This window comes from Pseudomonas sp. T1.Ur (assembly GCF_023516725.1).
GTDB lineage: Bacteria > Pseudomonadota > Gammaproteobacteria > Pseudomonadales > Pseudomonadaceae > Aquipseudomonas > Aquipseudomonas alvandae.
In genome coordinates this window covers 1930195-1945408 of the sequence record NZ_JAMGSN010000001.1, presented here as the reverse complement: position 1 = coordinate 1945408, position 15214 = coordinate 1930195, and the positions used below count along the sequence as shown (strand labels likewise).

The window sequence follows — 15214 nt, the reverse complement described above, 5'->3', positions numbered from 1 at the left end:
ATTGAAGTCGACAACGATCCTGGAACATTTGGGGTGCGTTGCCGTAATGACCAAAGGATCGAAGGAACGCATGGACCCAATCAACCGTCTTGTTGATCGCATTGACCAGCTGACTCGCTCGACACAATCCAGATCCATGGAAGCCTTGCAGTTGGTCAAGGAGATCGAGAATCGGGATCGGCTCATCCATCAGCTGGGCCTCGATTCCAAAGCGCTCGGCACTCGCCTGTCACTTCAAGAGTATGAAGCCCGGCGGCTGCGCGAGCGGCTGCGGCTGGCTGAACAGCGCCTCAAGAACGCCGAGGCGTTGCTCAAGACGAAACAGCGCGAGGCTGTCGCGCTGTCCGACTGGGCGGTGGATCTACGTGCCCAACTGGCGGCGAAGCAGGCTGAACTGTTCAAGCTTTGCGACTGGGGCAACGCCATCGAACGCGCACCGCTGCGTTATTCGATACGCAAGATGGCGTATCGACTGTCACGCTGGGTCTACGCGTGGCTGCCCCTCACCGCACAGGTGAAAAGCAAGCTGGCGCGCCGGCTTCGAAACGGGTTGAAGCAACGTCAGGCAAAGCCGGGCGAAACAGCGGCATCCGCCAGCCTCGCCCCGCTGCCGTCCCTGCCACCGTCGCCGGACCTGGCTGTGCCGTCCAGCGCCGGACAGCCCATGATCCTGATGTTCGGCGTGATTGACTGGCACTTCCGTATCCAGCGCCCGCAAAACCTGGCCAAGGAATTGGCCCGGGCAGGACAAACGACTTTTTATATCTCCAACCACTTTATCGACGATGACGCCCCCGGGTTTGAAGCCGAGCCCTTGCCGGGCTCCCAGCGGCTGTTCCAGATCCGTTTCAAGGTACGCGGCGCGCCAGCCATTTATCATGCCCCACCGTCAGCCGCCGCGATCCGCCAGTTGTGCCAGGGCATGGCGATGTTGTTGGAGTCAGCGAATGTCGGTGCCGTGGATTGCATCGTCCAGCACGCCTACTGGTTCCCACTGGCCAGGCGCGTCCCCAACTCCACGCTGGTCTATGACTGCATGGATCATCATGAGGGTTTTGGCAATGTCGCCCAGGAATTGCTCGACCTTGAAATCGCCTTGATGCGCAGGGCGGACCTGCTGGTGGCGACATCCGACTGGATCGAACAACACGGCAAGCGGGAAAACCGCAACGTGGAAGTGATCCGCAACGCCTGTGAGTTCAGCTTCTTCAGCCAACGTCCAGGCAAGGTCTATCAGGACCCCGCCAACAGAAAGATCATCGGTTATTACGGTGTCATTGCCGAATGGTTCGATCTGGACCTGGTCAAGCAAGTCGCTCGATCGTTCCCGCAACACCTGATCCTGTTGATCGGCAGCGACACCGTCCAGGCAAGGAAATATTTCAAGCGCTGTCCGAACGTGGTCCTGGAGGGCGAAGTCCCGTACGCGTCCCTGCCCTACTATCTGCACGCCATGGACGTGTGCCTGCTTCCATTCAAGGTGATGCCGCTGACCCTCGCCACCAACCCGGTCAAGGTCTATGAGTACCTGAGCGCGGGCAAACCGGTGGTCTCGGTGAAACTGCCGGAGTTGAGCCAGTTCGGCAAACTCGTCTGGGCGGTTGAACAGCCGGATGAGTTTATCTCGGCCATACGCAATGTCCTGGATGCGCCGCCGGAGACCCGCGCCCTGCGGCAGGCGCGTCAATCATTCGCTCGGGGCCAGACCTGGCGGCATCGGGCCACCCGCCTGCGCCAGGCCATCGAGACATTGCCACTGCCCAAGGTCAGCGTGGTGGTGCTGACCTACAACAACCTCGAACTGACCAAGGCCTGCCTCGACAGCCTGCTGACCCAAAGCCAATACCCCAACCTCGAGATCATCGTCGTTGACAACCACTCCAGCGACCAGACCCCAGCGTATCTCTGCGCCTGGGCCGAAGGGCACCCGGACCGGATCATCATCCTCAACCCGGACAACAAGGGGTTCGCCGCGGGCAACAACGTGGGCCTCGCGGCAGCCAGTGGTGACTACCTGGTTATCCTGAACAACGACACGATCGTGACCGCTGGCTGGATCAAGGGCTTGATTCGCCATCTACGGGACAACAAGGAAATCGGCATCATCGGCCCGATCACTAACAACATCGGCAACGAAGCCAAGGTCGGCATCCGCTATGACCGAGTAGACGACATGCCCGCCGAAGCCGCGCAAATGACTCGCGCCCGCATGGGCGAATGGTTCGAGATCAATACCCTGGCGTTTTTCTGCGTGATGTTCCCGCGCTCGACCTACGAGCAGATCGGCGGCCTGTGCGAAGAGTATGGCCTGGGGTTTTTCGAAGATGACGATTACTGCCGACGCGTACAACGTCGTGGCATGCGCGCGGCCTGTGCCGAGGATGTCTTTGTGCACCATCACCTGTCCGCCTCGTTCAACGCCTTGGGGGCCCGGAAGAAGCAGGCACTTTTCGAGAAGAACCGGGCGATCTACGAGAGCAAGTGGGGATCCTGGGTTCCGCATACGTACCGGGATGTATGAGCAGATGAGTTTGTGGCGAGGGAGCTTGCTCCCGCTGGGCTGTGCTGTAGGAGCTGCCGAGCGAAGCGAGGCTGCGATCTTTCCAAAGCGGGTTGAGTCCCAGGATCAAAAGATCGCAGGCTTCGCCAGCTCCTACACAGCCCAGCGGGAGCAAGCGCCCTCGCCACGGATTGTCCGTCGGCCCAGAGTGAGTCACGTTGTCCCTTCAGCCGAGACGATAATTTGCCCAGATACAGCCTGAAATACGCAGTGGTGTCATTGGTTCTACTGGCGAGCGTGGCGGTCGGCGCCTACGGTTTTTCGACGCTTGAACGGGTGTCGATGAACAGCGGCACCCGGACGGTATTGCTGTCCGTGGCAAGCCTGGCTGTCCTCACCGTTTTCACTCGCCGAACACCGTACATCCTCTGCCTGGGTTTACTGGCCTGCTTGTCCATCGCCTGCGCGCAGGTGTGGCCGGTGATAGTCGTCGCGTTGTTGGCACTGTCTGCCACTGTGCTCGGCAAGTGGATGCTCAAGCGACACATCGCGGCCGACTGGAGCGTCCATCTGCTGGTGGGAACGGGCACGCTCGGAACCTTCACCGGCTGGGCGGCGTACCTGCCGATCAACTACCCCTGGCTGTACGGCGCGCTGCTGTCGTTGCCACTTCTACTGGGGCGAAAACACGTGATCTCGCTAGGTCACGAGCTGCTGGAGCGCACCCGGGCTGTCCGCTCGGCGCAAACACCTATCCAGACGGGGCTCGACGTACTGATTTGCGGCTTCGCCTGCCTTTACGTGTTGGTGGCCTTCATGCCTGAGGTCGGGCACGACGCGCTGGCGATGCACCTCTTCGTTCCTTCCCAACTGGCGCATCGGCATCAATGGTCGTTCGAGGCCAGTACCTATGTATGGGCGGTCATGCCCATGCTGGCCGACTGGATCTACAGCATTGCCTATATGCTGGCCGGCGAAACGGCATCACGCTTGACCAATAGCGCATTCACCCTGTTGCTGGCGTGGCAGATCCGCAACATGACGCTCTGGGCCGAAGGCTCTGCCACCAGTGCCCGCTGGGCAAGCCTGATCTTTTTGTCGACGCCCCTCGCCTTCGCTGAAAGCAGCAGCCTGCATATCGAGTCGGCATGGACCGCCTTCATGATGGCCGGGACCCTCGCGATCATGAAGGTCTCAAGCTTCACGCCGGAACCCAGGGAACGCCTGTCGCAACTGCTCCTGGCCGGCGTCTTGCTGGGCTTCGCCATGGCGGCCAAGGCCGTCACCCTCAGCGTCCTGCCGGTCCTGCTGCTGGTCCTGCTGTGGCGGTCCAGGGCCTGGGTTATTCCAGGCCTCGCCAAGACGTTCCTGATCGGCAGTGCCGGCCTGATACTGGCGGGCGCCACCCCTTACATCTCCGCCGCGTACCTGACCGGTAACCCGGTGTTCCCGTTTTTCAATGCCATTTTCCACTCCCCGCTCTGGCCCAACGTAAACTTCGAACCACCGGCCACTTTCGGTACAGGGATGACCTGGGACACGCTCTATCGAATGGTCTTCCAGTCCCCCCAGTTCATTGAAGGACGAGTCGGCGCGGCAGGCTTTCAGTGGCTGTTGCTGCCCACGGCTGCCGTTGCCGTGCTGTTGGGCGGCAACAGAAAAGCCCAGTGCATCCTGCTGATCGGCGCCGGCGCGATGTTCATGACATTCCACTCGACGGCGTATTTGCGTTACGTGTTCCCCTCCTTCGCGCTTTTCTCGGTGATCCTGGCGCTGCCCTTTTCCGACGATAAATACTTCCCGCGCAGCCTCGCCCTCTTGGCCGGTGCCTTGTTGGTCCTGACCAACACCCGTTTCATCCAGGCCGCGACCTACTATGGCGAAATAAAGCCTTCCGCGTTGTTGAGCGAGGCAGGTCGGGAGGCCTACCTATTGGAGCGCCTGCCCATCCGCAAACTGGTCGACACCGTCAACGCCTTGAACACCGGGCATCAACCCGTGGCGGTCTTTGCGTCTCCGTTGATGGCGGGGTTGCGGGCCGATGCCCTTTACGCGTCCTGGTACAACCTCACGTGGAAATGCGACTTCGACACGGCGACCTCTCCATCGGAACTTGCCCGACGCTTGCGCCAGCGCCAGGTCAACTGGCTGGTGATCGACCTCAAGTCCTTGCCCCAGATGAAACTCGATCGGCTGCTCAGCGTGTCCACGTCGTACGCCAGGCTGGGTGACCTGGACCTGCGCAAACTCGATGCCACGCATTACGAGCACCTGCTCAATCCCGAGCTGTCCAGCCTCGAAGGCTGGAGCCTGACGTCACCTTCGAGTTATGACCCGTCGCGCAAAACCCTCGTCGTCAACGTCAAGACACCGGCGACGCAACGGGTCGAGGTGACGCCGGGGCTGAGCTATACCAACAGCGTGTCCGCACGCTGCGCAACGACGGCCACCACGGGAAGAGTCCAGGCCAACTGGATGGACGAGCACGGCGACTTCATTGCCGCCAGCATCGATACGTTTGACTGCGCCACGCAATGGGAGACCCATGAAATGAACGTCATCGCCCCCGCAAATGCCACCTCCGCGATCATTTATGCCTCCGGCCACACCGACACTCCGCTGGAGTTCAAGTCACTCTCATTCAGGCAATAGCGGGCGATCACGATGAACTCAAAAACCGAGCTTTTCACGGATGAACAGCGAGTCGCCGTGGTCATCCCCAGCTATCGGGTCACCGCGCACATCGTGGAGGTCATCGACGCCATAGGGCCGGAAGTCTGGCGCATCTACGTCATCGACGATGCCTGCCCGGATGGCTCGGGCGGGCATGTGCTAGCCTCCTGTAACGATCCTCGGGTCAAGGTGCTGCCCCACGATGTCAACAAGGGCGTGGGCGGTGCGGTCATGACCGGTTATCGAGCAGCCCTGGCCGACGGTGCGAGCATCATCGTCAAAGTCGACGGGGACGGCCAGATGGACCCGACCCTGATCCCGTTTTTCATCGAACCGATCCTGGCCGGTGAAGCCGACTACACCAAGGGCAACCGTTTTTTCAATCTGGAGGAAGTCCAGGCAATGCCGCGAGTGCGCCTGTTCGGCAACGCGGTATTGTCGCTGATGGCCAAACTGTCGACCGGTTACTGGGACCTGTTCGACCCCACCAACGGCTATACGGCGATCCACCGCGACGTGGCCCGGCTGCTGCCCCTGGACAAGGTCAGCCAACGCTATTTTTTCGAGACCGACATCCTGTTCCGGCTAAACACCGTGCGCGCCGTGGTCGTGGATGTTCCGATGGAAGCCCGATACGGCGACGAAGTCAGCCACCTCAAGATCTCGAAAATCATTGGCGAGTTCCTGTTCAAACACCTGCGCAACTTCACCAAGCGCGTGCTCTATAACTACTACTTGCGCGACATGTCCCTGGCTTCGATCGAGCTGCCGCTCGGGGTCCTGATGTTCTTGTTCGGCATTTTCTTCGGCAGCTACCACTGGTTCGAATCGGCACAGAATGGCGTCGCGACGCCAGCCGGAACCGTGATGCTCAGCGCACTGCCCATGCTCATGGGGCTGCAACTGATCATGGCGTTCCTCGGTTATGACATCGCCTCGGTGCCCAACAGGCCCCGGCACTCCAGGCGCAGCAAAGCAACGTCGTTACGGGAAGAAAACTCATCAAAGCGCTAAGGGATTTTTTATCGGACCCGTCGCTCAAGGCGTTGGACGTCGATGGCATCGAGCGCCTCGAACTTCACGACAAAGTGCTCGGGCGCAAACGGATGCTGCGGGAGGTCTTCGTGGAGTTCCACCACGCGTTCCATCGCCTGGCAGCGCACTACTTCACAGCGCAAGGCCTTGAAGTGGAGCTGGGGGCCGGCATCGCGCCCATGCGCAACTCATACCCGCAAGTGCTGGCGACTGACATTGTCTGCACCGAGCGCCTGGACATGGCGCTCGATGCCGAAGCAATGAACCTGGGCGATCGTTCGGTCCGGGCATTTTATGGCCAGAACTGTTTTCACCACTTTCCTCACCCGGATCGTTTTTTCAAAGAGCTGGAAAGAACCCTCAAGGTGGGTGGCGGCGCCATTTTGATCGAGCCGTTCCACGGTCCGTTTGCGGCGTTTCTCTATAGGCGTTTGTTCAAATCCGAAGGGTTCGACATGCACTTCCCCTCCTGGGAAACGCCCTCGACCGGCCCCATGAACGGTGCCAACCAGGCCCTCAGCTACATCGTCTTCGTGCGCGACAGGGAGGCGTTCGAGCGCAAGCACCCTGGCCTGGAAATCGTCCATCAGGAAATCTGTGGCAACTATCTGCGCTACTTGATTTCCGGCGGCCTGAACTTTCGCCAGTTGTTGCCTGATGCGCTGATCCCCGTGCTCAAAGTCGCCGAAAAATTGCTGCATCCGTTGCGGCGGGTATTGGCGCTGCATCACATCGTGGTGCTCAGGAGGACGTCTTGACCTTCATCCGATACGGCGCCATCCAGCTCATGGCCTATACGTTGGACATGGGTGCCTTTTTGCTGTTGATCACGTTTTTCGAGGGGCACCCCGTCCTGGCCAACATCGCCGGCAAAGTCACCGCCGGTGTGTTCGCATTTTTCCTGCATCGACACTTCACGTTCCAATCGACCCACGGCAGCGGCAAGGCCCAAGCGGTGCGCTATTTTTCATTGCTCGCCATCAACATCCCAGTCGCTTCGGCACTGTTCAGCGTGGGCCTGTATTTCGTCGACAGCCCTGCCCCGGTGAAATTGATCTGCGACGTGGTCTGCGTAGCCTTGACCTACTGGATCAGCAAACTGTTCGTGTTTCACGCCAACACGCCCCCGCCCGCTCCCGCTGACCGCGCGGAGGGTGCTTGATGAAACTGGTGATTACCGGCGCGACCGGCTACATCGGACAACGTTTGGCCGCCCTCGCGGCAGCCAGCGGACACGAGGTCATCTGCGCCACGCGCCAGCCATGCCCCGCCCCTTACACCTGGCTTCCCTATGACCTGCGGGGCCCGGCCCCCGATTTCCCCGTTGGCACCCAGGCGTTGATCCATTTGGCGGCCGATACCTCCAACACTGCCCACCGCGACGCGGACGACGAAGTCAGGGCAGCCCAGGCGCTGATCGAATGCGCCCACCGAGGCTCGGCCAAGTTCATCTTCATCTCCAGCCAAACCGCCGACGCCACGGCCCCGAGCGTTTATGGCAGGACCAAGTGGCGTATCGAACAACAGGTGCTCGCCGCCGGCGGCACCGTCATCCGCCCCGGCCAAGTCTATGGCGGCCCCGAGCGCGGGCTTTTTGGGCAGTTGTCCCGTTGGGTCCGGCGAAGCCCGTTCATACCGATCCTCCTGCCTGCGCCTTGCGTGCAACCCATCCATGCCGATGACCTCGCAGCCTCGATACTCGCGGTTGTCGAGCGGGACGACATGCGTGCCGAAATCCTCAACCTGGGCGCCGTGCAGCCCATCGCTTTTGGCCGTTTCCTCATGTCGATCGCGACGCACCGGGTCCGTACCACTCGCCTGCCGATCCCGGTGCCCGTGGTATTGCTCAGGTTATTGCGTCGCTCACTCGGCCAGTCGTTGAGTACGAAAGTGGGCCTGGAGCGAATGTTTTCCCTCATCCAGCTGCCGCCCATGGACAGCGAGCGCTCCCTGCAAAGAATCGGCATCGCGCTGCGCCCCCTTGCCTACGGCATGCATCGTTCCGGCCACGGTGAACGTCGAGGCCTTCTCCAGGAAGCTGCGGTTGTCTTGGGCTACCTGCTCAAACACCCGCCACAGAAAAGCCTGGTCCGCCGCTATGCGCGGGCACTGGAGCGAACCGGCAAACGACATCCTGTCCTCCAATCACGCCTGCTGACGCGCTGGCCGATATGGCTCGCGCTCCTGGACCACCCCGGCGTCCTGCTCAAGCCTGATGGCCGGGAGCTGGCCTGGCGCCTGCACGTTGCACTGGGTATCGCCGAAGCCAGCCGCCAGGGCGCACTCGTGTTTCTCGGCGACCAGCAGCCGCGAAGCCTGGTCGCCACGGTGGTTGCGCTGGGACTGACCGCGCTCAAGGCGCTGGCATGGAAGCTGGCGGCGTGGGCGTGCCGTCCCTTTAGCCGCCAACTGATGCTTGAAAGTGAAACCCCGCGTGGCGCCTGAATTCGACGTCATCATTGTCGGCAGCGGTCCGGCGGGGACTTCGGCTGCCTATCCGCTGGTCAAGGCGGGCCTGAAAGTCCTCATGGTCGATGCCCAGGCCGATACGGGTTCAGCGGCGCTGCCAAGCCGTCCGTTTCTCGACGCCAGGGCCAACGACGCGCACCAGTGGAAATGGCTGATCGGCGAAAACTTTCACGCCTTGGACCAGCTGGACGCGGTATCGCCCAAGCTGAAGACGCCGACCCATGCCCATGTCTTCGAAGGGTTCAGCGCCAGCAATCACATCGAGACCGACAACTTCATCGGCATCGGCTCGCTGGCCACCGGCGGCCTGTCCAATGCCTGGGGCTGCGGCGTGGCAGCACTCGGAGCCAGCGACTTTGCCGGGTGGTCCATCGATCACTCCGAGATGCAGGCGTCCTACGAAACGGTCGCGCGCCGAATCGGTATCAGTGGTCGGGCCGACGATGACCTGTCGAGCTACTTCGGCCTCGATGAATGGTCGCAACCGCCTCTGCCGCTGGACACCTTGCATCAACGCCTGCTCGACCAGTACACCCGCCGCCGGTCGGCATTTCCCGGCCAGGGGTTTCGCCTGGGCCGTTCCAGGGTAGCCGTCCTGAGCCAGCCCATGGACGAGCGCAAGGCCTGCGACCTGTCTGGAAATTGCTTGTGGGGCTGCCACAACCAGGCCTTGTACAGCGCGTCGCAAGAATTGAAGAAACTCAAGCAATACCCCGGCTTCCAGCACGTCCAGGATTTTCTGGTGGAGGACTTGCTGGAACAGGAGGGTTCATGGGCGATCATCGATCGTCGTTCCGCCCGGCGCTTGCGCGCTACGCGCCTGCTGTTGGCGGCCGGCACCCTGGCCTCGACCCGGCTCGCCCTCAAGGCCCTGAACCATCGCGACCCGATACCGCTGCTGTCATCGCCGACGGCGGCGTTCCTGCTGTGGCTGCCAAAAATGCTCGGCCCCCCCAGGACCTCGACATTTGGCCTGGGCCAGCTATCGTTCGCCTTGCAGCTATCGTCCAGCACCACCGCGTTCGGCTCGACGTTCAGTACCACAGGCTTACCCATGAGCGAGTTCGCCGGCCGGATCCCCCTGAACAAGCGCTACAGCATCGAACTGCTGAGGAACCTGCTGAGCGCTTGCGTCGTCGGAAATATTTTCCTTCCCGGGCAGTTGTCCAACAACACAGCGGTCTTGCGTGCCGATGGTTCGTTGCACATCCACGGCCAGGTACGTCCCGAACTCCCCGGACTCATGCAGACTGCCGAGGCGAAGCTGCGCCGGCTCTATTGGACGTTGGGCGCGCTGTTGATGCCCACGAGTTTCACCGTCGGCCGTCCCGGGGCGGATATCCATTACGCGGGAACCCTACCGATGCGCTCGATGCCGAAGATCGGGCAGACCGATCGCCTGGGCGAAATCGCAGGCCTTGGCGGTGTGCACATCGTCGACGGCGCCTGCCTGCCCAGCCTGACCGAAAAGTCCCACACGCTGACACTCATGGCCAATGCGGACCGGATAGCCCGCTCACTTGCCACCACGATAGGAAATCAGAAGGCATGACCCACAAGGTACTCTGCATCGTCGGCACACGCCCGGAGGCGATCAAGATGGCGCCCGTGATCAAGGCGCTCCAGGCCGAAAACAATATCGCATGCCGGGTGCTCGCCACCGCCCAGCACCGAGGGCTGCTGGACCAGATCCTGGAGGGTTTCGCGATCACAGCGGACCTGGACCTGGACATCATGCGTCCCGACCAATCATTGGCCACGCTGACCTCACGGTTGATACTTGCACTCGACGGCGTCCTGCAATCGGAGAAACCGGATGTCGTACTGGCTCAGGGCGACACGACCACGGTCATGTGTACCGCATTGACGTGTTTCTACCGGCGGATTCCCTTTGGCCATGTCGAAGCGGGCCTGCGGACCGGCGACCTCTGCAACCCGTTTCCCGAAGAAGCCAATCGGGTGATCGCCAGCAAGCTGGCCCGCTGGCATTTCGCGCCCACCCAGCGCGCCGTGGACAACCTGCTGGGCGAAGGGGTCGCCGACAGCGATATCAGCCTGACCGGCAATACCGTGATCGACGCCTTGCTGATGACCGCCGAACAGGACTCAGCCTTGGCTGTCCCAGTGGATGCCAGCAAACGCCTGGTGCTGGTGACCGCCCATCGACGGGAGAACTTCGGCGAACCGTTCCGCAATATCTGCCAGGCCTTCAAGCGACTGGCCGAACGAAACCCAGGCATCCAGATTCTCTATCCCGTCCATCCCAACCCGAACGTCAAGGATGTCGCGCATCGCCTGCTCGGCCAAACCCCGAATATTCTTCTCTGCGCACCGTTGGATTACGCGGCGTTTATCGCGGCGATGAAACGCTCATGCCTGATCATCAGTGACTCCGGCGGGGTGCAGGAAGAAGCGCCAGCCCTGGGCAAACCCGTGCTGGTGTTGCGGGAGGAAACCGAACGCCCGGAGGCGGTCGAACTCGGCGTGGTCAGGCTGGTCGGTGCCGACCCGGACATCATCGTCGAACAGGCCCAGCGCCTGCTCGATGACCCGCAGGCTTACCGAGCCATGGCCCGCGGGGTATCGCCCTATGGCGATGGCAAGGCCGCCGCCCGCATCGTCGAAGTCTTGAAGCAGTACTTTCAGCCATGCGCATGATCTATCTGTCCCCGGTGCCGTGGGCCAGCTTCAGCCAACGCCCTCATCACTTCGTCGACTGGTATCACCACCAGACAGGCGCGCCGGTGTTCTGGATCGATCCGTATCCGACGCGCTTACCCACACTCGATGATTTCAAGCGCAAGCCGCCTGTTGCCGGCCAACAAAACCTCAGCGTTCCACCTTGGTTGCAGGTCCGCAAGCCCCAGAGTCTACCCATCGAGCCCCTGCCGGGATCAGCCGTGCTGCTCAAGCGTCTGTGGCATCACTTGCTCCGGGAGGCTGCAATATTTTCCGCACAAGGCCCTTGCAGGGTTTGCGTCGGAAAACCTTCCGAACTGGCCTTGCAACTGCTGGCGCTCCTCCCCGACAGCCATGTCATCTACGACGCCATGGATGATTTCCCGGCGTTTTACCAGGGCCTGTCACGCAGCTCCATGGCCCGGCGCCAGGCGCAGCTCATCCAACGAGTGGACAAAGTACTGGCATCCTCCAGCCCGCTTCACGACAAGCTCCGGGGCATGACCGACCAGATAGAACTGGCCCTCAACGCCTGCGACATGCAGGGGCTGGCGCCCGTCGATAGTCTCGACCTGGGCGCCAAACATCAGGTGCTTGGCTACGTCGGCACGCTGGGTCGTTGGTTCGACTGGGACCTGGTCATTGCACTGGCGCAGGCCAACCCCGAAAACCCAATCCGGCTGATCGGCCCCCTTTTCACCCCAGTACCTCGCGCATTGCCTGCCAATATCGAGTTGCTTCCCGAGTGCTCCCATGCCAGCGCGATCGCGGCCATGGCGACGTTTTCGGTTGGCCTGATCCCTTTCAAGCTCAACCGCCTCACCGCCTCGGTCGACCCCATCAAGTACTACGAATACCGCGCCCTCGGCCTGCCGGTCATCTCCACCCGCTTCGGTGAGATGGCCCTGCGCGACCGGGAGCCGTGCGTCTGGATCGTCGATGAAGACGCTGATTTGCGTAAGGTCGCCGTCGAAGCGCTTGGCAATCGAAGTGATCATTCGGCTGTCGAGCAGTTTCGTGAAGCCCATCGTTGGGCCCAGCGCTTTGCTGCGATAGGCCTCACGCAATCCGCCCTGGAAAAACCAAAGGTGTCGTCGCTCATCCGGCGGCGATAAACCCCCGCTGCAAATCCTCAATCAACACCCCGACGTCTTCCAATCCGACATGCAACCGGACCACCGGATTCAGCGCCCGGTCCTCGGCACTGTCCCGATCCTGGGTGTCAGCGACCGTCACCAGGCTCTCGAACCCGCCCCAGGACGCCCCCAGCCCGAACACCTGCAAGGCGTCGATGAACCGTTCCAGGTAAGCGTCGTCCCTCTCGCGGAGCTCGAAGGACAGCAGCCCGTTACTGCCCTTGAAATCCCGTTGCCACAACCTGTGACCGGGATGCTCGGGCAGTGCCGGATGGAAAACCCGCTTGACCTGCGGTTGCGCCTGCAACCAATGGGCGATTTCCAGTGCCTGGCGCTCATGCGTCTCCAGGCGTGGGGCAAGGGTACGTGCGCCGCGCAACACCAGGTAAGCGTCATCCGGGCTGACGGTATTGCCGAAGGCGTCACTCATGGCCGCCAGTGCCGGCCAGGCCTCCTGTCGCGTGCAAACGCTGCCCATCACCACGTCGCTGTGGCCGCCCAGGTATTTGGTCAGGGCCATGATCGAGATGTCGGCGCCCAACGCCAGTGGCCGGTACAGCACGCCCGAGCCCCAGGTGTTGTCCACGGCCAGCAAGATGCCGCGGGATTTGCACAGCGCGGCGATGGCTGGCAGGTCGCATAGCTCGTACAACAGTGAGCCGGGCACTTCGGTGTAGACTATCTTGGTGTTGACTCGCAGCCGTCCGGTCAGGTCGCTGCCGTCGGGAGCGAAGTACTCGACCGCTATGCCGAAGGCTTCGAGGAAATCCTTGGCGACGCGCCGTACCGGGGCATAGACCGCATCGGTGACCAGCACATGATCCCCAGGTCGCAGGTAAGCCAGGAAGGTTTGCGCCACGGCGGCCAACCCGGTGCCAAACAGCCGGGTGCGGTAGCCTCCCTCCAACTCAGTGACCAAGTCTTCCAGCGCGAAGGCCGTCGGATTGCCGCGGGCGCCATACGTCAGGACTCGCTCGCTGTCACGCCGGGAACGGGCGTCACGCATCTGTGCCAGGTTGTCGAACAGCACCGTGCTTAGGCGGCTGACCGGTACGTTGACGGTTCTCGCACCGCTGCCCTTTTCGGTGCGCGCGCCATGGATCAGGCGGGTGCGGAGTCGCTCGTCGACAGCGCCCTGAGCCGGTTCGTGCAACGGCTTGAGGCTGGCGATTTCCTCGGCGCTCATTTGCGCCAGCAAGCCGATCTCCCAAGCCAGGTATTGGCGCGCCGCCTCCTTGTTGCCAGCGTGACGGTCATGAGTGAAGAACAGAAAATCGATGCACTGCGCATCCGGCAGCGTGTCCACGCCTTCTCGCAGCGCCAGGCCCGCCGCACGCCAGGCATCAGGACCGCCCTCCAGCAAGCGGACTTCCGCTTGCGGTAGCTCGAGTGCCGCCAAGGCCGCCAGGCGAGGGTCATCAGCCACCAACACCAGCGGTCGTCGCTCCCCCGCCAGCGCACGCGACAGTAATGGCCGGATCGACCAGCGCGCCCCGGCAATATGCCCTTTGCGATAGGCCCTGCTCGAACGCAGGTCGATCAATGCCACGGCGTCATCCTTGAGGGCATCGGCCAAGGCTCGCACGCTGATCAGCGGCAGTTCCTGCGGCGCGACAACGGCTGGAACCGGTAATGCCACGCCACTGCCCAACCCGCCCGAGACTACAAAAGCCTGGTGCCCCAGTTGCCGCAGCCAACTGGCGATGATCGGTGCACGCACGCCGTCGTTGTCGAACAGCACTACGCGCGCCTGGCGCACCCCCACATACAGATCGGTGGATTGGATCAACTGCCCGCCCGGGGTGTGTTGCGCACCTGGCAGCGTGCCGGCAGCAAATTCCTCGGCGGTGCGCACATCGCAGAGGAAAAGGCTGCGCCCGGCATCCGCTGTCCACTGCTCGACCTGGGCAGCCCCGACGACAGGCACTCCCGCCCGCGCGGCCAGTCGTGCCGCCGCCAAGCGCTGGCCTGGCAACGCGCTGCCTGACACCTCATCGGCATATCGACGCTCGCTGCCGTGTTCCAGTTGGAGATCTTCCAGGTCCCAGCCTTGCGTACCGTTCTCCAGGGCATAGACCGGGTTTTTCAAACCCAGGTCGATCAGCGTCTGGGCACCGATGATGCTGCGGGTCCGACCGGCGCAATTGACCACGATGGGGGTTTGCTCGTCCGGTACCAAGTCGTGCACGCGATAGCCCAATTCACCATTCGGGCAACAGATCGAACCGGGAATGGTCATCTTGCGATACTCCTCCAGCGGTCGGCCGTCGAGGATCACCAGCGGTTCACCCTCGGCTTGCCATTGCGCCAGTTGGCGGGCAGTGACGTGAGGGGTGTGACGCACCGCCTCCACCTGCTCGCCAAACGCCTTGGAGGGCACATGCACACCGGCGAACAGCTGATAGCCCGCAGCCTGCCAACCCTCGGCGCCGCCCTCCAGGATGTGCACATTCACATAATCCAACGCCCGCAGGCGTTGCGCCGCGCGCGCCGCGAGGTCTGCGCCATCCTGGTCGTGAATCACCAACCGAACCTTGGGGTTGGGTGCCAGCCGCCGAGCGTCCAACTCCAGGCGGCTATAAGGCAGGTTCACCGCGAAAAACAGATGGGCTTCGCCATACTGGCCGTGCTCGCGCACATCAAACAGGGCGATTTCCTGCCCGTCGAACAGCCACTGTTGCAGTTGCTGGGGGGTTACGGTCTGGCTCATGGGGGTCCCGCC

At 62.1% G+C, this 15214-nt stretch carries 10 protein-coding genes; 9 read left to right on the top strand and 1 reads right to left on the bottom strand.

Annotated features, from left to right (window positions below; genetic code table 11):
* Window positions 1–70: 70 nt before the first annotated feature.
* The 9 genes from M8Q45_RS09010 (at window position 71) to M8Q45_RS08970 (ending at window position 12471) form a co-directional block, all read left to right on the top strand.
* A complete protein-coding gene (locus M8Q45_RS09010; RefSeq protein WP_249874396.1) occupies window positions 71–2521 on the top strand; it encodes a glycosyltransferase in 2451 nt (816 codons plus the stop codon).
* A 222-nt stretch (window positions 2522–2743) separates the two neighbouring features.
* Window positions 2744–5152: a phospholipid carrier-dependent glycosyltransferase gene (locus M8Q45_RS09005; RefSeq protein WP_249874395.1), complete on the top strand. Its 2409-nt coding sequence runs from the start codon at window positions 2744–2746 to the stop codon at window positions 5150–5152.
* Between the two features lie 12 nt (window positions 5153–5164).
* A complete protein-coding gene (locus M8Q45_RS09000) occupies window positions 5165–6187 on the top strand; it encodes a glycosyltransferase family 2 protein (protein ID WP_249874394.1) in 1023 nt (340 codons plus the stop codon).
* A 92-nt stretch (window positions 6188–6279) separates the two neighbouring features.
* On the top strand, window positions 6280–6966 hold the full coding sequence (locus M8Q45_RS08995; RefSeq protein WP_249874393.1) for a class I SAM-dependent methyltransferase: 687 nt from the start codon (window positions 6280–6282) through the stop codon (window positions 6964–6966).
* Window positions 6963–7370, top strand: coding sequence for a GtrA family protein (locus M8Q45_RS08990; RefSeq protein WP_249874392.1), 408 nt, complete (start codon window positions 6963–6965; stop codon window positions 7368–7370). The genes M8Q45_RS08995 and M8Q45_RS08990 overlap by 4 nt, the downstream gene beginning before the upstream one ends.
* The gene (locus M8Q45_RS08985; RefSeq protein WP_249874391.1) at window positions 7370–8653 is read left to right on the top strand and encodes an NAD-dependent epimerase/dehydratase family protein; all 1284 of its coding nucleotides are present in this window, start codon (window positions 7370–7372) and stop codon (window positions 8651–8653) included. The genes M8Q45_RS08990 and M8Q45_RS08985 overlap by 1 nt, the downstream gene beginning before the upstream one ends.
* A complete protein-coding gene (locus tag M8Q45_RS08980) occupies window positions 8631–10229 on the top strand; it encodes an FAD-dependent oxidoreductase (protein WP_249874390.1) in 1599 nt (532 codons plus the stop codon). Before M8Q45_RS08985 ends, M8Q45_RS08980 begins: the two co-directional genes overlap by 23 nt.
* Window positions 10226–11335, top strand: a complete 1110-nt coding sequence (wecB, locus tag M8Q45_RS08975) for a non-hydrolyzing UDP-N-acetylglucosamine 2-epimerase (protein WP_249874389.1) — start codon at window positions 10226–10228, stop codon at window positions 11333–11335. Before M8Q45_RS08980 ends, wecB begins: the two co-directional genes overlap by 4 nt.
* The gene (locus M8Q45_RS08970; protein ID WP_249874388.1) at window positions 11326–12471 is read left to right on the top strand and encodes a glycosyltransferase family protein; all 1146 of its coding nucleotides are present in this window, start codon (window positions 11326–11328) and stop codon (window positions 12469–12471) included. Before wecB ends, M8Q45_RS08970 begins: the two co-directional genes overlap by 10 nt.
* Here the strand turns inward: M8Q45_RS08970 and metC are convergent.
* Window positions 12455–15202, bottom strand: a complete 2748-nt coding sequence (gene metC / locus M8Q45_RS08965) for a cystathionine beta-lyase (RefSeq protein ID WP_249874387.1) — start codon at window positions 15200–15202, stop codon at window positions 12455–12457. The two genes, M8Q45_RS08970 and metC, sit on opposite strands and share 17 nt — an antisense overlap.
* Window positions 15203–15214: the final 12 nt, after the last annotated feature.

Coding starts and splice junctions, on each gene's coding strand:
- M8Q45_RS09000 (WP_249874394.1), top strand. CDS start 5,165: ATGAACTCAAAAACCGAGCTTTTCACGGATGAACAGCGAGTCGCCGTG.
- M8Q45_RS09010 (WP_249874396.1), top strand. CDS start 71: ATGGACCCAATCAACCGTCTTGTTGATCGCATTGACCAGCTGACTCGC.
- wecB (WP_249874389.1), top strand. CDS start 10,226: ATGACCCACAAGGTACTCTGCATCGTCGGCACACGCCCGGAGGCGATC.
- M8Q45_RS08985 (WP_249874391.1), top strand. CDS start 7,370: ATGAAACTGGTGATTACCGGCGCGACCGGCTACATCGGACAACGTTTG.
- metC (WP_249874387.1), bottom strand. CDS start 15,202: ATGAGCCAGACCGTAACCCCCCAGCAACTGCAACAGTGGCTGTTCGAC.
- M8Q45_RS08995 (WP_249874393.1), top strand. CDS start 6,280: ATGCTGCGGGAGGTCTTCGTGGAGTTCCACCACGCGTTCCATCGCCTG.
- M8Q45_RS08970 (WP_249874388.1), top strand. CDS start 11,326: ATGCGCATGATCTATCTGTCCCCGGTGCCGTGGGCCAGCTTCAGCCAA.